At 58.4% G+C, this 17,257-nt stretch carries 16 protein-coding genes; 1 reads left to right on the forward strand and 15 read right to left on the reverse strand.

The genetic code is table 11. The features are described 5' to 3' along the window. Positions 1–81: 81 nt before the first annotated feature. The 15 genes from nuoF to AC19YQ_RS10615 all read right to left on the reverse strand — a co-directional run bounded on the left by nuoF (position 82) and on the right by AC19YQ_RS10615 (position 16,657). Positions 82–1,437, reverse strand: a complete 1,356-nt coding sequence (gene nuoF / locus AC19YQ_RS10545; RefSeq protein ID WP_086796175.1) for an NADH-quinone oxidoreductase subunit NuoF — start codon at positions 1,435–1,437, stop codon at positions 82–84. Beyond that, complete coding sequence (gene nuoE, locus AC19YQ_RS10550; protein ID WP_016780198.1) at positions 1,434–1,931, reverse strand: NADH-quinone oxidoreductase subunit NuoE; 498 nt, start codon at positions 1,929–1,931, stop codon at positions 1,434–1,436. Before nuoE ends, nuoF begins: the two co-directional genes overlap by 4 nt. 2 nt (positions 1,932–1,933) lie before the next feature. Further along, positions 1,934–3,718, reverse strand: a complete 1,785-nt coding sequence (gene nuoC / locus AC19YQ_RS10555) for an NADH-quinone oxidoreductase subunit C/D (RefSeq protein WP_019828515.1) — start codon at positions 3,716–3,718, stop codon at positions 1,934–1,936. Between the two features lie 74 nt (positions 3,719–3,792). After that, positions 3,793–4,467: a NuoB/complex I 20 kDa subunit family protein gene (locus tag AC19YQ_RS10560; protein ID WP_016780200.1), complete on the reverse strand. Its 675-nt coding sequence runs from the start codon at positions 4,465–4,467 to the stop codon at positions 3,793–3,795. Positions 4,468–4,477: 10 nt separating this feature from the next. Beyond that, positions 4,478–4,891, reverse strand: a complete 414-nt coding sequence (locus AC19YQ_RS10565; protein ID WP_048358577.1) for an NADH-quinone oxidoreductase subunit A — start codon at positions 4,889–4,891, stop codon at positions 4,478–4,480. Between the two features lie 675 nt (positions 4,892–5,566). Next, on the reverse strand, positions 5,567–6,892 hold the full coding sequence (gene aceA, locus AC19YQ_RS10570; protein ID WP_003446991.1) for an isocitrate lyase: 1,326 nt from the start codon (positions 6,890–6,892) through the stop codon (positions 5,567–5,569). 242 nt (positions 6,893–7,134) lie between these two features. Next, positions 7,135–7,872: a secretin N-terminal domain-containing protein gene (locus AC19YQ_RS10575; protein ID WP_500595084.1), complete on the reverse strand. Its 738-nt coding sequence runs from the start codon at positions 7,870–7,872 to the stop codon at positions 7,135–7,137. 124 nt (positions 7,873–7,996) lie between these two features. Beyond that, positions 7,997–8,419 (reverse strand): GNAT family N-acetyltransferase, encoded by a 423-nt coding sequence (locus AC19YQ_RS10580; protein WP_133078163.1) that lies wholly within the window; start codon positions 8,417–8,419, stop codon positions 7,997–7,999. Then, positions 8,412–9,578 (reverse strand): ribosomal protein uL16 3-hydroxylase, encoded by a 1,167-nt coding sequence (locus AC19YQ_RS10585; RefSeq protein WP_133078164.1) that lies wholly within the window; start codon positions 9,576–9,578, stop codon positions 8,412–8,414. The genes AC19YQ_RS10580 and AC19YQ_RS10585 overlap by 8 nt, the downstream gene beginning before the upstream one ends. 83 nt (positions 9,579–9,661) lie before the next feature. Next, positions 9,662–11,032: an adenylosuccinate lyase gene (gene purB / locus AC19YQ_RS10590; RefSeq protein WP_019828509.1), complete on the reverse strand. Its 1,371-nt coding sequence runs from the start codon at positions 11,030–11,032 to the stop codon at positions 9,662–9,664. A 128-nt stretch (positions 11,033–11,160) separates the two neighbouring features. Continuing rightward, complete coding sequence (hflD, locus tag AC19YQ_RS10595) at positions 11,161–11,784, reverse strand: high frequency lysogenization protein HflD (RefSeq protein WP_261741601.1); 624 nt, start codon at positions 11,782–11,784, stop codon at positions 11,161–11,163. Then, entirely contained in the window at positions 11,781–12,914 is a 1,134-nt protein-coding gene (gene mnmA, locus AC19YQ_RS10600) for a tRNA 2-thiouridine(34) synthase MnmA (protein WP_133078166.1), read from the reverse strand. Before mnmA ends, hflD begins: the two co-directional genes overlap by 4 nt. Positions 12,915–12,973: 59 nt before the next feature. Continuing rightward, positions 12,974–13,420 (reverse strand): NUDIX hydrolase, encoded by a 447-nt coding sequence (locus AC19YQ_RS10605; protein WP_500595085.1) that lies wholly within the window; start codon positions 13,418–13,420, stop codon positions 12,974–12,976. Between the two features lie 194 nt (positions 13,421–13,614). Next, positions 13,615–15,840: an NADP-dependent isocitrate dehydrogenase gene (locus tag AC19YQ_RS10610; RefSeq protein ID WP_500595086.1), complete on the reverse strand. Its 2,226-nt coding sequence runs from the start codon at positions 15,838–15,840 to the stop codon at positions 13,615–13,617. Positions 15,841–16,378: 538 nt separating this feature from the next. Continuing rightward, entirely contained in the window at positions 16,379–16,657 is a 279-nt protein-coding gene (locus AC19YQ_RS10615) for a cold shock domain-containing protein (RefSeq protein WP_339474366.1), read from the reverse strand. A 228-nt stretch (positions 16,658–16,885) separates the two neighbouring features. Here AC19YQ_RS10615 and clpS point away from each other — a divergent pair, with 228 nt between their 5' ends. After that, the gene (gene clpS / locus AC19YQ_RS10620) at positions 16,886–17,248 is read left to right on the forward strand and encodes an ATP-dependent Clp protease adapter ClpS (RefSeq protein WP_019828502.1); all 363 of its coding nucleotides are present in this window, start codon (positions 16,886–16,888) and stop codon (positions 17,246–17,248) included. Positions 17,249–17,257 lie beyond the last annotated feature (9 nt).

Genomic DNA, 17,257 nt, shown 5'->3' on the forward strand with positions numbered 1-17,257 from the left:
TTGTTATGCGTTCGAAACAACTCAGCCTCACGGCGTTATCGAACGATCAAAGAGCGGCACGGACCGCTCTCCTACAGAGCGTTACGCGCCGATTACAATCGGGCGTGCCAGAGGCGGTACACCGGGTTTTGCTTGCGCAATGCCGGCTTCGAACTCTGGACGGAAATACTTGATCGCGCTGCCCAAAGGCTCCACGGCACCCGGTGCGTGAGCACAGAACGTCTTGCCAGGGCCGAGGAAGCCGACCAGACCCAGCAGGGTCTCGATATCGCCGGGCTGACCTTCGCCGTGTTCAATCGCCATCAGGAGCTTGACGCTCCACGGCAGACCATCACGGCAAGGGGTGCAGAAACCGCACGATTCGCGAGCGAAGAACTGTTCCATGTTGCGCAGCAGGGAGACCATGTTGACGCTGTCGTCGACGGCCATTGCCAGGCCGGTACCCATACGGGTGCCGACCTTGGCGATACCACCGGCGTACATTTGTGCGTCCAGGTGCTCCGGCAGCAGGAATCCGGTACCGGCGCCGCCTGGCTGCCAGCACTTGAGCTTGAAGCCGTCGCGCATGCCGCCAGCGTAGTCTTCGAACAGCTCGCGAGCGGTCACGCCGAACGGCAGTTCCCACAGGCCAGGGTTCTTCACTTTGCCGGAGAAGCCCATCAGCTTGGTGCCGTGGTCTTCGCTGCCTTCGCGGGCGAGGGATTTGTACCAGTCAACGCCGTTGCCGATGATGGCCGGTACGTTGCACAGGGTTTCAACGTTGTTCACGCAGGTCGGCTTGCCCCATACGCCCACGGCAGCCGGGAACGGCGGCTTGGAGCGCGGGTTGGCGCGACGGCCTTCGAGGGAGTTGATCAGTGCGGTTTCTTCGCCGCAGATGTAACGCCCGGCGCCGGTGTGAACGAACAGTTCGAAGTCAAACCCCGAGCCCAGAATGTTCTTGCCCAGCAGGCCTGCTGCCTTGGCTTCTTCGACAGCACGGCGCAGGTGCACTGCAGCCGTGGTGTATTCGCCACGCAGGAAGATATAGCCGCGGTAGGTTTTGAGCGCACGGGCACTGATCAGCATGCCTTCGATGAGCAGATGGGGCAGTTGCTCCATCAGCATGCGGTCTTTCCAGGTGTTGGGTTCCATTTCATCGGCGTTACACAACAGGTAACGGATGTTCATGGACTCATCTTTTGGCATCAGCCCCCACTTCACGCCCGTGGGGAAGCCCGCACCACCGCGACCCTTGAGGCCAGCGTCTTTCACGGTCTGGACGATGTCGTCCTGGGCCATGTCAGCGAATGCCTTGCGCGCAGCGGCGTAACCGTCCTTGGCCTGGTATTCGTCGAGCCACACCGGCTCGCCGTCGTCACGCAGACGCCAGGTCAGGGGGTGGGTTTCTGCCGAACGCTTGATCAGGTTGGCAGGGCCGAAAGAAGTCAGGCTCATGGGTAGGCCTCCAGCAACGTGGCGACGCCAGCAGGCTGCACGTCACCGAATGTGTCGTCGTCGATCATCAACGCCGGCGCCTTGTCGCAGTTGCCCAGGCAGCACACCGGCAGCAGCGTGAAGCGGCCGTCTGCAGTGGTCTGGCCCAGGCCGATGCCCAGCTTGTTCTGGATTTCGCCAACCACGGATTCGTGGCCGCCGATGTAGCAGACCATGCTGTCGCACACGCGGATGATGTGACGGCCAACGGGCTGGCGGAAGATCTGGCTGTAGAACGTGGCCACACCTTCAACGTCGCTGGCAGGGATGCCCAGCAGTTCGCCAATGGCGTAAATCGCGCCGTCCGGCACCCAGCCGCGTTCCTTCTGAACGATCTTCAGGGCTTCGATCGACGCTGCGCGTGGATCTTCGTAGTGATGCATCTCGTGCTCGATGGCCGAGCGCTCAGTTTCGCTCAGGGCGAAACGGTCTGTCTGGATAAGCGTGCTGTTCATGCTTAGCGGTCCACGTCGGCCATAACGAAATCGATACTACCCAGGTACGCAATCAAGTCCGCGACCATTTCACCTTTGATCACCGAAGGGATCTGCTGCAGGTGCGGGAAGCTTGGAGTACGAATCCGGGTGCGGTAGCTCATGGTGCCGCCATCGCTCGTCAGGTAATAACTGTTGATGCCCTTGGTCGCTTCGATCATCTGGAAGGATTCGTTGGCCGGCATGACCGGGCCCCACGAAACTTGCAGGAAGTGCGTGATCAAGGTCTCGATGTGCTGCAGCGTGCGCTCTTTAGGCGGCGGCGTGGTCAGCGGGTGATCCGCCTTGTACGGGCCTGCCGGCATGTTGCGCATGCACTGCTCGATGATTTTCAGGCTCTGACGCATTTCTTCGACACGCACGATGCAACGATCGTAGGCATCGCCGTTGGCTGCCAGCGGGACTTCGAACTCGAAGTTCTCGTAGCCGGAATACGGGCGCGCTTTACGGATGTCGAAATCACAACCGGTCGAACGCAAGCCAGCACCGGTGACGCCCCATTCCAGGGCCTCTTTGGTGTTGTAGGCGGCAACGCCGATGGTACGGCCACGCAGGATGCTGTTGTCCAGAGCGGCTTTCTGGTACTCGTCCAGACGCTTTGGCATCCAGTCGATGAATTCCTGAACCAGCTTTTCCCAACCGCGGGGCAGGTCGTGTGCAACGCCGCCGATGCGGTACCAGGCCGGGTGCAGACGGAAACCGGTGATGGCTTCGATCACTTTGTAGGCGCGCTGACGGTCGGTGAAGGTGAAGAACACCGGGGTCATGGCGCCCACGTCCTGGATGTAAGTACCCAGGAACAGCAGGTGGCTGGTGATGCGGAAGAACTCGGCCATCATGATGCGGATGGTATCGACCCGATCCGGAACCTTGATGCCGGCCAGCTTCTCGACCGAGAGCACGTACGGCAGGTTGTTCATCACGCCGCCGAGGTAGTCGATACGGTCGGTGTACGGGATGAAGCTGTGCCAGGACTGGCGCTCTGCCATTTTCTCGGCACCACGGTGGTGGTAGCCGACGTCTGGCACGCAGTCGACGATCTCTTCACCGTCCAGCTGCAGGATGATACGGAAGGCACCGTGGGCCGAAGGGTGGTTCGGACCCAGGTTGAGGAACATGTAGTCCTCGTTTTCGCCCGAACGCTTCATGCCCCAGTCTTCTGGACGGAAGCGTGCGGCTTCTTCTTCCAGTTGCACCTTGGCCAGCGTCAGGCTGTACGGGTCGAACTCGGTGGCACGGGCCGGGAAGTCCTTGCGCAGCGGGTGACCTTCCCAGGTCGGCGGCATCATGATGCGCGACAGGTGAGGGTGGCCTTTGAAGTCGATGCCGAACATGTCCCAGACTTCGCGCTCGTACCAGTTGGCGTTCGGCCAGATACCGGTCACGGTCGGTACGCTGAGGTCGCTCTCGGACAAGGCGACCTTGATCATTACGTCACTATTACGTTCAAGCGACATCAGGTGATAGAAGACGGTGAAGTCCGCACCCGATGGCAGGCCCTGACGCTTGGTACGCAGACGTTCGTCTACACCGTGCAGGTCATAGAGCATGACGTAAGGTTTTGGCAGGTTGCGCAGGAAGGTCAGGACTTCAACCAGTTTTGCGCGGGTAACCCAAAGCACCGGCATGCCGGTGCGCGTGGCCTGGGCGGTAAACGCCTCAGGGCCAAAGCGGGTATTGAGTTCGACAACCACATCTTGGTCGTCAGCCTTGTAAGGCGGGATGTACAGAGCGGAGCCTGTAGTCATGGTTTTTTTATCGCTTTCGGTCAACGTAAAGAATGAAGCCAGGGTTTCGTTCTATTGATAGAAACGGTGCTGGATCAGACTTCGTCGGGGCTGCGCAGGTTGGTTACCTGAATACGCTGTTCACGGCGCTGTTCCTTTTGGGACGGCATCTCGGCGCGGTAAACGCCTTGCTCGCCGACAACCCAGGAAAGTGGGCGACGCTCCTGGCCAATCGACTCTTGCAAGAGCATCAAACCTTGCAGAAAAGCCTCAGGGCGGGGTGGGCAGCCTGGCACGTAAACGTCCACGGGCAGGAACTTGTCGACCCCTTGAACCACGGAGTAGATGTCGTACATGCCACCGGAGTTGGCGCAAGAACCCATGGAAATAACCCACTTAGGCTCAAGCATTTGCTCATAGAGACGCTGAATGATCGGCGCCATCTTGATGAAGCAGGTACCGGCAATAACCATGAAATCCGCCTGACGCGGCGATGCCCGGATAACTTCGGCGCCAAAGCGTGCGATGTCGTGGGGCGCCGTGAAGGCGGTAGTCATTTCCACGTAGCAGCAGGACAGGCCGAAGTTGTACGGCCACAGGGAGTTTTTACGCCCCCAGTTGACCGTGCCGTTCAGCACGTCTTCCAGCTTGCCCATGAAGATGTTTTTGTGGACTTGATCTTCTAACGGATCGGCAACGGTTTCCCGTGTGCCGATCGGGTATTGCTCGTTAGGAGCATCCGGGTCGATCCTGGTGAGTTCGTATTGCATTGCCAAAGCCTCATTGTTTCAGCTTGGCCTGCCGCTTACGACGAGCTTCCGGTGCCCAATCAAGAGCACCCACCCGAAATAGGTAGACAAGGCCTGCCAACAGAATTGCTATGAAAACGAGAGCTTCGACGAATCCGGTCCAGCCGCTTTCGCGAACAGACACAGACCATGCAAAGAGATAGAGGGCTTCGATATCGAAGATCACGAACAGCATCGCGACCAGATAGAATTTGGCTGAGAGCCGCAAGCGGGCGCCACCGGTGGGTAGCATGCCGGACTCGAACGGTTCGTTTTTGCTGCGACCCCAGGCTTTTGACCCGAGGAGGCTGGAGACACCGAGCATGAAGGCGCAAAGGCCGACAACGCCGAGAAGGAAAATGGCAAAGCCCCAGTTGTGGGCTATGAGTCCTGTCGCTTCGGGCATGCTGGAAATCCTTAACAGAGAGCAAAGGTCTCTGAGCTTAAAAAGGTAATAAAGCAGTGACGTTATGTCGCAGTGCTATTGATTGCCGGGATTTTATGGCTAAACACCCAGCAAGTAAATTTTCTAAGATGAATTAATTCAGTCCTTTAGTGGTATGGCCTTCCTGGAATGTGCTGTAAGCCTTGTGGTACGGGCATTACAGCGAGTTTTGTTGATTATGTTTTACGGCACCGGTAATCATCAACAGCAACTCTAAATGATAATCAATATTGTTTAAGTGCGGCGCGGTGCTTTGTTCCGGTTGAAGTTGGCTTATATAAGCGCACTTCGCAAGTTTTGAACTTGGCTTTTTAACCCGGTTTCTGTTTTCGGTTATGGATCTGGGTCAGGGTTTTGTCGATGGAGAGTGATGGTCCCGTAGCAGCTGCCGAGGAACGAAGGCTGCGTTCGGCGGCGAAGCCGTCGTAAAGCCTGATACTCCAGTGGGTCAGTTAAACCCAGGACTTAGGATTTACGGTCGCTGCGCAGCCGGACGCAGCCTCGTTCCTTCGGCAGCTGCTACGCAGAGATGTATATCATTCCGCAGGCAAAAAAACGCCCCGAGCCAGTCGGGGCGTCATGTGCGAGGCATTGCGTTTTTGCTTTACGAGCCGGGCAATGGCCGTGGTTCCACTATCAGTGGAACTGTTCTTCTTCAGTCGAACCGGTCAGGGCAGTGACCGAAGACGAGCCACCCTGGATCACGGTGGTCATGTCGTCGAAGTAGCCGGTGCCCACTTCCTGCTGGTGAGCCACAAAGGTGTAACCCTTGGCGGCGTCAGCGAATTCCTGCTCTTGCAGTTTTACGTAGGCAGTCATGTCGTTGCGGGCGTAGTCGTGCGCCAGGTTGAACATGCTGTGCCACATGTTGTGGATGCCCGCCAGGGTGATGAACTGGTGCTTGTAGCCCATTGCCGACAGTTCGCGCTGGAACTTGGCGATGGTCGCGTCGTCCAGGTTTTTCTTCCAGTTGAAGGAAGGCGAGCAGTTGTACGACAGCAGTTGGTCCGGGTATTCCTTTTTGATCGCTTCGGCAAAGCGACGGGCTTCGTCCAGGTCAGGCTTGGCAGTTTCGCACCAGATCAGGTCGGCATAAGGCGCATACGCCAGGCCGCGAGCGATGGCTTGATCCAGGCCTGCGCGTACTTTGTAGAAGCCTTCCTTGGTGCGCTCGCCAGTTACGAACGGCTGATCGTACGGGTCGCAATCAGAGGTCAGCAGGTCGGCGGCGTTGGCGTCGGTGCGGGCCAGAATGATCGTCGGTGTGCCTGCAACGTCGGCGGCCAGACGAGCAGCGGTCAGCTTTTGCACAGCTTCCTGGGTCGGTACCAGTACCTTGCCGCCCATGTGCCCGCATTTTTTAACCGATGCCAGCTGATCTTCGAAGTGAACGCCTGCGGCGCCTGCCTCGATCATGCTTTTCATCAGTTCGTAAGCGTTGAGAACACCGCCGAAACCGGCTTCAGCGTCTGCCACGATCGGTGCGAAGTAGTCGATATAGCCCTGGTCGCCCGGGTTTTTACCGGCTTTCCACTGGATCTGGTCAGCGCGGCGGAACGAGTTGTTGATGCGCTTGACCACGGTTGGAACGGAGTCCACCGGGTACAGCGACTGATCCGGGTACATGGATTCGGCAGAGTTGTTGTCTGCCGCCACTTGCCAACCCGACAGGTAAATAGCCTGGATACCGGCTTTAACCTGTTGAACCGCTTGGCCCCCGGTCAGGGCGCCCATGCAGTTGACGAAATCTTTCTCAGGACGGAAGGACGGGTGTGCGCCCTGTGTCACCAGTTTCCACAGCTTGTCGGCACCCATTTTTGCAAAGGTGTGCTCGGGTTGAACCGAGCCGCGCAGGCGGACCACGTCAGCAGCGGAGTAATCGCGAGTCACGCCTTTCCAGCGTGGGTTTTCGGCCCAGTCTTTTTCAAGGGCTGCAATTTGCTGTTCGCGTGTCAGTGCCATGGAGATAAACCTCGTCGCATAGGTCTGGGTTGAAAAATGGTTGCTCCACCAGGCACACAACAATGTTGTTTGAAGTGAGTGCGTGAATGGCTGCTCGCTATGGGCGGTACTGGCCCCAGGGCCTTTGCAGGGCCTCTGATCAGCGGGAGCGGGGCCATCATGCCCTTGCATTTTTGAGGCGTCAAATGTTTTGTAGTGCTTTTTTTATAACACTACATAATTGCGGAAAAACGACTCGCCAGTCAGTTTTGGCCCTTTTGGTCGAGTGCGTCGACTTTCACTCGTACAGTCATGTCATCCCGGCTTTGAGTAGAGTAGGTGCGGGTTGTGGGCGGTTGGCGGGATATATTGCGGCCGCTGATGCCGGCCAGGGTTATCCATTGGCCCAGGGGGGCGCTGACTTCTGTGTCGGTACTTTGTGTTTCCACTACATCAGAACGCTCCTGGCTCATTCGGTCACGATTTGTACGGATGGCCAGATGTACGGTGTTTCCCGTGACGTTCGCGGTGACGTAAAACCCATGGGTTACATCGCGGTAATCGGTCTGGCTCAGCATGCGGCCATAGGCATCGGTCTGGCTGCTGGTCAGCGGCACGGTGCTGCCCGTCTGGATCAGGGCGGGTACGCCTTCTGTGGCTTGAATCTGTTGGGTGCCACCTTCCCGGCTGGCGGTGCTGTAGACCCGGGCATTGCTGTCGGGCGGGCTGTTATCGCTGGTATCAACACTGATCAGCAAGCGCCGGGCCGGCTTGTCGAGCTTGGCCAGCAGCTCTTGCAGGCTCTGGATTCTCGCTGCCGGGGCGTCGACGATCAGTTGATTGCCGTAGGCGCTGACTTTTCCGGTGATGCCGATATAGTCCCGGGCTATCGGCAGCAGGCTGGCGCTGGTGCGGTTTTGCAGGGTAATAACCTGGGTTTCGGCGATCGCGCTGGCGCTGACTATCAGCAACAGACTGGCGATAAAAGGGCGTAGTGGCATCTGTGTTTTCTCCGCGGTGCTCGAGAGGGCGATGGGAAGAGTGTGGCAGATAGCAAAACGCCCTGCGATCCGGGGATGGCAGGGCGTTTTGGGGTTGCCTGGTTCTTGTGGGGGGGCGTGACGATCAGCTCCCGCGCACCATATCAACGTGGGGAATCCCTGCTTCCAGGAATTCGTCGCTGACAATCTTGAAGCCCAGGCGCTCATAGAACGGCGTGGCATGCACTTGTGCGCTGAGCATTTGCTGCTTGAGGCCGCGTTTTTCAGCTTCCTCGATCGTGGCTTGCATCAACGCGTCGCCGACTTTCAGGCCGCGCCAGTCCTTGAGGACTGACACGCGGCCGATATGGCCGTCCGGCAGCAGCCGGGCGGTGCCAATCGGAAAGTCGCCTTCATAGGCCAGAAAATGCACGGCATCGGCATCGTCTGCATCCCATTCCAGTTCTGGAGGTACAGATTGTTCGGCAATAAACACCGCCTCACGAATGCGTCGAAGTTCGGCGTTGTCCTTTTGCCAGTCGGCGACACGTACGTGAATGCTATTCATCAGCGAACCCCAGGCTTCCTTGTTTAACCAGCTCACAGAGCAGGTTGCGTCCATCTTCATCGGCCAGCCATGTGCCGAGGTTGTCACTGTGCAGCGCATCGGCGGCACAGATCATTTTCAGCAGCTCGCGCAGCTTGCCCGGCAGCAGGCGGCTCTGGCCGCTGGCGAACAGCAGCAGGTCCTCATCGACTTCGGACCAGGCCAGGCGGGCGCTCGGGTTGCGGATCAGGATCGCGCCCTGTTCCAGGCTGCCCAGCAGGTCTTCTTCTTCGAGTTCAGGGCCGACCACGAGTTCCGGATAACGTGGCTCGGTCATGAACTGGCCGAACCAGGTCAGCAGCATGCGCTCGTCGCTCATGTGCTCGGTCAGCAGGCTCTTGAGACGGCCCAGGGCGTCGTGCTGGATCTGGTGCGGGTCGCTCACCGGCTGCGCGTCGGCGTCGGTGTAGCGGTCTTCGTCCGGCAGGTACTGGCTGAGGAAGTCGGTGAAGTGGGTCAGCACTTCAGCGGCGCTCGGTGCGCGGAAGCCCACCGAGTAGGTCAGGCAGTCGTCCACGGCGACGCCGCAGTGGGCCAGGCGCGGCGGCAGGTAGAGCATGTCGCCGGGCTCCAGGGTCCACTCGTCGGTGGCCTGGAAGTCGGCCAAGATGCGCAGGTCGGCGTGCTCCAGCAGCTTGCTCTCGGAGTCGCACATCTGGCCGATCTGCCAGTGACGCTGGCCGTGGCCTTGCAGCAGGAACACATCGTAGTTGTCAAAGTGCGGGCCCACGCTGCCACCTGGGGCGGCGTAGCTGATCATGACGTCGTCGATGCGCCAGCTAGGCAGGAAACGGAAGTTTTCCAGCAGCTCGTTGACTTCAGGTACGAACTGGTCGACCGCTTGCACCAGCAGGGTCCATTCGCGCTCAGGCAGTTTGCCGAATTCGTCTTCAGCGAACGGGCCGCGGCGCAATTCCCATGGGCGCTCGCCGTGTTCGATGATCAGGCGCGATTCGACTTCTTCTTCAAGGGCCAGACCGGCCAGTTCGTCGGCGTCGATCGGGCTTTCGAAGTCAGGAATGGCCTGACGGACCAGCAGCGGTTTTTTCTGCCAGTAGTCGCGCATGAACTCGCGTGCAGTGATGCCGCCCAGAAGTTGAAGAGGAATATCAGGATTCATGTGTAACCTATTGAAAAAATGCACTTTGTAATCGGGAATAAAAACGCCCGGCACGGCCGGGCGTTAATAGGTCGTTGCAGCGATCAGATGCGCTTGGCTTGCTCGACCGCGTTGCCAATGTAGTTGGCAGGGGTCAGCAGTTTCAGCTCGGCTTTGGCCGCTTCCGGCATTTCAAGGCCGTCGATGAAAGTTTGCAGTGCTTCAGGGCTGATGCCCTTGCCGCGGGTCAGCTCTTTGAGCTTCTCGTACGGGTTTTCGATGTTGTAGCGACGCATTACGGTCTGGATCGGCTCAGCCAGGACTTCCCAGCAAGCGTCCAGGTCAGCAGCGATTTTCTGAGCGTTAAGCTCAAGCTTGCTGATGCCTTTGAGGCTGGCTTCGTACGCGATCACGCTATGGGCAAAGCCCACGCCGAGGTTGCGCAGTACGGTGGAGTCGGTCAGGTCACGCTGCCAGCGGGAAATTGGCAACTTACTGGCCAAATGCTGGAACAGGGCGTTGGCGATACCCAGGTTGCCTTCGGAGTTTTCGAAGTCGATCGGGTTGACCTTGTGCGGCATGGTCGAGGAACCGATTTCGCCGGCAATGGTGCGCTGCTTGAAGTAGCCCAGGGAGATGTAGCCCCAGATATCGCGATCGAAGTCGATCAGGATGGTGTTGAAGCGGGCGATTGCATCGAACAGCTCGGCGATGTAGTCGTGCGGCTCGATCTGGGTGGTGTACGGGTTGAAGCCCAGGCCCAGTTCGTCTTCGATAAAGGCGCGGGCGTTTTCTTCCCAGTCGATCTGCGGGTAAGCCGACAGGTGGGCGTTGTAGTTACCTACGGCGCCGTTGATTTTGCCCAGCAGCGGTACGGCTGCAACCTGAGCGATCTGACGCTCCAGGCGGTAAACCACGTTGGCCAGTTCTTTGCCCAGGGTGGTCGGCGAAGCCGGTTGACCGTGGGTGCGCGACAGCATGGGCACGTCAGCGAACTTGATGGCCAGTTCGCGGATGGCTTGGGCGGTTTGACGCATCAGCGGCAGCATCACGTCATCACGGCCTTCGCGCAGCATCAGGGCGTGGGACAGGTTGTTGATGTCCTCGCTGGTGCAGGCAAAGTGGATGAACTCACTGACGTTGGCCAGTTCAGGCAGCTTGGCAGCCTGTTCCTTGAGCAGGTACTCAATGGCTTTGACGTCGTGGTTGGTGGTGCGCTCGATCTCTTTGACGCGCTCGGCGTGTTCCAGAGAGAAGTTTTCGGCCAGTTCATTCAGAACGGCGTTGGCTTGCTCGGAAAAAGCCGGGACTTCAGGGATGGCAGCGTGAGCAGCCAGGCGCTGGAGCCAGCGAACTTCAACCAGGACGCGAGCACGGATCAAGCCGTATTCGCTGAAAATTGGGCGCAGGGCCTGGGTTTTGCCGGCGTAGCGGCCGTCAACAGGGGAAACCGCAGTGAGCGAAGAAAGCTTCATGGGGTGTTCTCGGACAGTCGGGCAACGAAATGGGGCGCGTATCATACATGAAAAAAACGGCCGGTCCGTTGCCAAGTGACCGGCGTCATACGCGTATCGATTTTCAAACCTGTGCCAGCTGGCGTGCTTCAGTTGCCGCGCAGCATTGGATAAAGCTCTTTGAGCAGCTTGCGGCGGCTGATGACCAGCTGCCAGCGGTGGCCACCCAATTGACGCCAAAGCCGCGCTGAGCGGATACCGGCCAGCAGCAGGGCGCGAATTTTTGATGCGTTGTTCGGTTGTTGCAGGTTGCGCATGTCGCCGTGTACCTGGATTCGCTGACGCAAAGTGCTCAGGGTGTCTTGGTACAGCGCGCCACAGGCGGCCACCACGTTTTCGTGGGCCGGGCCGAAGTGCTCGACCTGGGACTGGATCTGCGGCAGGCGTTTGCCGATCAGCTCCAGCATGTCATTGCGCTTGGCCAGTTGGCGTTCAAGTCCCAGCATCGACAACGCGTAGCGCAGGGGTTCGCGCTGCAGGGTGTTGGGGTCGCGCTCAAGGGCGCCGATCAGGGCTCGATAGCCTTCTCGCAGGTTGATGTCGTCACCGCCAAACACTTCAAGCGTGTCCTTGGGGTCGCGCACCAGCAGGCTGCCGAGCATGCAGCTCAGGTCGGCCTCGCTGACCTGTCCGGTCTTGGCGATCTTGTCCACCAGTACGGCGGCCAAAAACACGCCCCCCAGGGCTACCAGTTGCTCCTGAGTGGGGTTCATGTCCGGTTGCCCTTGCTGGACCATGGCTCGGCCACTTCGATCACACCGCCGCCCAGGCAGACTTCGCCGTCATAAAACACCACGGACTGGCCGGGAGTGACCGCCCGTTGCGGGTCGTCGAAGGTGGCGCGATAGCCCGTAGCGGTTTTTTCCAGGGTGCAGGGTTGATCGCTTTGGCGATAGCGAACCTTGGCCGTCAGGCGCAACGGGGTGCTCAGGTCGATCGGGTTGACCCAGTAGATTTCGGAGGCGAGCAGGGCGCCGGAGAACAGCCACGGGTGATCATTGCCCTGGCCAACGATCAGTTCGTTGTGTTCCAGGTCCTTGATCAGCACGTACCACGGCTCGTCGCTGGCGTCTTTCAGGCCGCCAATGCCCAGGCCCTGGCGCTGGCCGATGGTGTGATACATCAAGCCGTGGTGGCGGCCGATCACTTCACCTTCGGTGTTTTTGATCTCGCCAGGCTGCGCCGGCAGGTATTGCTTGAGGAAGTCGCTGAAGCGGCGCTCGCCGATAAAGCAGATCCCGGTGGAGTCTTTTTTCTTCGCGGTGGCCAGATCGTGCTTTTCAGCGATCCTGCGCACTTCGGGTTTTTCCAGTTCGCCGACCGGAAACAGGGTCTTGGCGATTTGCTCGCCGCCAACGGCGTGCAGGAAGTAGCTTTGGTCCTTGTTAGGGTCCAGGCCCTTAAGCAGTTCGGTGCGGCCATCGATGTCGCGACGGCGCACGTAATGGCCGGTGGCGATCAAGTCGGCACCGAGCATTACGGCGTAGTCGAGGAACGCCTTGAACTTGATTTCGCGGTTGCACAGGATGTCCGGGTTCGGCGTGCGACCGGCCTTGTATTCGGCCAGGAAGTGCTCAAACACGTTGTCCCAGTACTCGGCAGCAAAATTGGCGGTGTGCAGCTTGATGCCAATTTTGTCGCACACGGCCTGGGCGTCTGCCAGATCATCCATGGCGGTGCAGTAATCCGTTCCGTCGTCTTCCTCCCAGTTCTTCATGAACAGGCCTTCCACCTGGTAGCCCTGCTCCATGAGCAGAACGGCGGAAACGGAAGAATCGACACCGCCGGACATGCCGACGATGACGCGCTGCTTTTCGGGGGCGACTAGGGCTGGATCACGCATAAGGTTTCAATGAGTGTCTTGAAAAAGGACGCGATTCTAGCAGGCCCGAGCGCTCAAGGCTAAACCGAAGGGCGGATTAACGTCAGGTCGAACAGTTTACCGTCCAGATAATCGTCGATGCACTGCAGGGTCAGCTCGCTGCGCCAGCGTTCACGCTGGGCTATCAGCTCGTCCCGGGTCAGCCACTGCGGGCCGATAATGCCCGTGTCCAGTTGGTATTCAGGGTGGTGCTTGATGGCCTTGCCGGCAAAGCAGATACGCTGGTAGGTCACGCCATTGCTGGGGGCGGTATACAGGTAAATGCCGATCACGCCGGTCAGTTCGACGTCATAACCGGTTTCTTCGAGGGTTTCGCGGATGGCGGCCTCGATCAGGCTTTCGTTCGGGTCCAGATGCCCGGCCGGTTGGTTGAGCACGGCGCGGTCGCGCTTGAGCTCTTCAACCATCAGGAAGCGGCCATTGTCTTCGACGACAGTGGCGACGGTGATGTGGGGTTTCCATTCCATGGGGTGGGTCTCGGGTTGTTGGTGGGTGCATATGTCCTGCAGGAGCGGGCTTGCTCGCGATGCAGGCGCTTAGGTCTGTGCTTTTTACGCGGTGATGCGATCGCGGGCAAGCCCGCTCCCACAGGGTTTGTGTAGGCCGTAAAAACACAAACCCCGGCGTCGTGGGCCGGGGTCTGTGGTGTTGCCTGTTGCTCTTACACCAGTGAGGCGATGATCGCGTTCAGCGTGGCGCTAGGGCGCATTACCTTGCTGACCTTGTCGGCATCGGCGTGGTAGTAGCCACCGATATCGACAGGCTTGCCCTGCACGGCGTTGAGTTCGGCAACGATTTTTGCCTCGTCCTCGGCCATGGCTTTTGCTACTGGAGCAAACTGGGCTTGCAACTCTTTGTCTTCAGTCTGGGCAGCCAGGGCCTGAGCCCAGTACAGCGCCAGGTAGAAGTGGCTACCGCGGTTGTCGATGTTGCCGACTTTGCGCGATGGCGATTTGTTGTTGTCGAGGAACTGGCCGGTAGCCTGGTCCAGGGTCTTGGCCAACACCAACGCTTTCGGGTTGTTGTAGGTAGTGCCCAGGTGCTCCAGGGAAGCAGCCAGTGCCAGGAATTCACCCAGCGAGTCCCAGCGCAGGAAGTTCTCTTCCAGCAGCTGTTGAACGTGCTTGGGGGCCGAACCGCCTGCGCCGGTTTCGAACAGACCGCCGCCATTCATCAGCGGAACGATCGACAGCATCTTGGCGCTGGTGCCCAGTTCCATGATCGGGAACAGGTCGGTCAGGTAGTCACGCAGAACGTTGCCGGTTACCGAGATGGTGTCCAGACCCTTGCGGGTGCGCTCCAGGGTGAACTTCATGGCGTCTACCGGGGCCATGATGCGGATGTCCAGGCCGCTGGTGTCGTGATCCTTCAGGTAGGTTTCTACCTTTTTGATCATTTCAGCGTCGTGGCTTCGCTTTGGATCAAGCCAGAAGACGGCCGGGGTGTTGCTGGCGCGGGCGCGGTTGACGGCCAGTTTGACCCAGTCGCGGATCGGCGCGTCTTTGGCCTGGCACATGCGCCAGATATCGCCTTCTTCGACGTTCTGTTCCATCAGCACGTTGCCGTTGCTGTCAGTTACCCGTACTACGCCCGGGGTCTTGATCTGGAAGGTCTTGTCGTGGGAACCGTATTCTTCGGCTTTTTGCGCCATCAGGCCAACGTTTGGCACGCTGCCCATGGTGGTCGGATCGAAGGCGCCGTGTTGCTTGCAGTCTTCGATGGTCGCCTGGTAGATGGTGGCGTAGCAGCGATCCGGGATCACGGCCTTGGTGTCTTGCAACTGGCCTTCGGTGTTCCACATTTTGCCGGAATCACGAATCATGGCCGGCATCGAGGCGTCAACGATAACGTCGCTCGGCACGTGCAGGTTGGTGATGCCTTTGTCGGAGTTGACCATGGCCAGCGCAGGGCGGTTGGCGTACACGGCTTCGATGTCGGCTTCGATTTCAGCTTGCTTCTCGGCTGGCAGCGCCTTGATGCGGGCGTACAGGTCGCCGATACCGTTGTTCAGGTTGAAACCGATTTCTTTCAGGACGTCGGCGTGTTTTTCCAGCGCATCCTTGTAGAACTCAGCCACGATCTGACCAAACATGATCGGGTCGGAGACCTTCATCATGGTGGCTTTCAAGTGAACCGAGAACAGTACGCCCTGTTTCTTGGCGTCTTCGATTTCGGCCGCTACGAACTGGCGCAGGGCTTTTTTGCTCATCACGGAGCAGTCGATGATCTCACCGGCCTGGACGGCGGTTTTTTCTTTCAGGACGGTGGTGGTGCCGTCTTGAGCGATCAGTTCGATTTTAACGCTGCCCGGTGCTTCGATCAGGGCGGCTTTTTCGCTGGCGTAGAAGTCGCCTTCGCTCATGTGAGCGACGTGGGACTTGGAGTCTTTCGCCCAGGCGCCCATTTTGTGCGGGTGCTTGCGAGCGTAGTTCTTGACCGACAGCGGTGCGCGGCGGTCAGAGTTGCCTTCGCGCAGAACCGGGTTTACGGCGCTGCCCATGACTTTGCTGTAACGCGCTTTGACTTCTTTGTCAGCGTCAGTGGTCACGGTTTCCGGGTAATCCGGGATATCAAAGCCCTGCGCTTGCAGTTCCTTGATCGCGGCCTGCAATTGCGGGACCGAGGCGCTGATGTTAGGCAGCTTGATGATGTTGGCTTCAGGAGTAACGGCCAGGGCGCCCAGTTCGGCGAGGTGGTCTGCTACAGCCTTGTCACCCAATTGCTCGGGGAAGCTTGAGAGGATGCGGCCTGCCAGAGAGATGTCGCGCGTTTCAACGGCGATATCGGCGCTGGCGGTAAACGCCTCGATGATAGGCAGCAGTGAATAGGTGGCGAGCGCCGGAGCTTCGTCGGTGAAGGTGTAGATGATCTTCGAACGGTTGGGCATTTCGGATTAACTCTCTTCTTTGCTGAGCGTGCTCAGATACTCGAGATGCGCAGGGTAGGCGCTTTCGTTCACAGTGAACAATGAGCCGAAAGTCGAGGTTCTTCGCGGTGATTGAATGCATCAGTAGAGCGTCAAGCGGTCGAACCGGGGTAACGGCTCAGCCTTTCTAGGCCTGAAAGACTCATTCCAGTAGGTGTTTCACTGTGACTCCGTGGTCACCGGCGCAGTATACATAGGTCACTAAGGTTGCTGCGAGGGGGGCGGCCTATCACGAATCATCAATTGGTCTAAGTCCCTGCGTCAAAATGCCCTTATTGTTGGCGCTTTAGCCTGTGTTTGCGGGGTTTTCAGGGAAGTTGAAGAGGCTTTTGTCGTGGGCCTGGAACATTTGATCTCCGTGCCGAATCAGCTGGCTGGCACTCGGGATCGGCATGATGTCCCCGTCAACGCCCGGTATTGCCCCTGTGCACCAGGCATAAAAAAACCGGGCGATTCGAGTGATTGAATCGGCCGGTTTTTTTGCTGCGGGTCGGTCCGGTCAGACCGAGAGGCTGGTTATCTCTTGCGCAGCCACCGGGGCAATGGCAGGCGCCTCGGCGTTAGTAATCGCCACAGCATGCAGGCCCTTGGGGCCCTGGGTTATTTCGAAGCTTACAGGCTGGCCAGCCTTGAGGGTCTTGTAACCATCCATCTGGATTGCTGAAAAATGTGCAAAAAAGTCGATTGGGTTTCCGTGTTCATCGATGCCTTCCTTGGCCTGCGTATTAATAAAGCCGAAGCCTTTCGCGTTGTTGAACCACTTGACCTTGCCTTGCATACTCATATCCCTCTGCTGCAAACAACTCCATCACTGGAGTATCATCCAGTTCACTCGCACAGAAACCAGTAATTATGGTTGACTGTGCGGACCATTTTTCCCACTGTGGGCACTAATGGTTGTAACACCGTTTTACCGATAGTCAAGGTCACGCGGCGGCGCGGTTGAAATTTGAGACGTGTGCCTCCATCACTGTATCTGTACAACCTACGACGAACCTTTTTTTCCATGCATGCAATCAGCCAGACTCGACTAACATTCAATCAGGATCATCCGGATTTTGATGACGAAGATTCCGCTGGCTTGGCTGTGCAAGAGGCTAAGCCTGCGCTTCAGGCGCCGCCGATGTACAAGGTGGTTTTGTTTAATGATGACTACACTCCCATGGATTTTGTTGTCGAAATCCTTGAGGCGTTTTTTAACTTGAATCGCGAATTGGCGACCAAGGTCATGCTGGCCGTCCATACAGAAGGACGGGCTGTGTGCGGCATCTATACCCGCGACATTGCCGAGACCAAGGCGGCGCAGGTAAACCAGTACGCACGCGAAAGCCAGCATCCGCTACTCTGTGAAATCGAGAAGGACGGTTAACGCCGACCA

The sequence above is a fragment of the Pseudomonas sp. MF06569 genome (assembly GCF_059862735.1).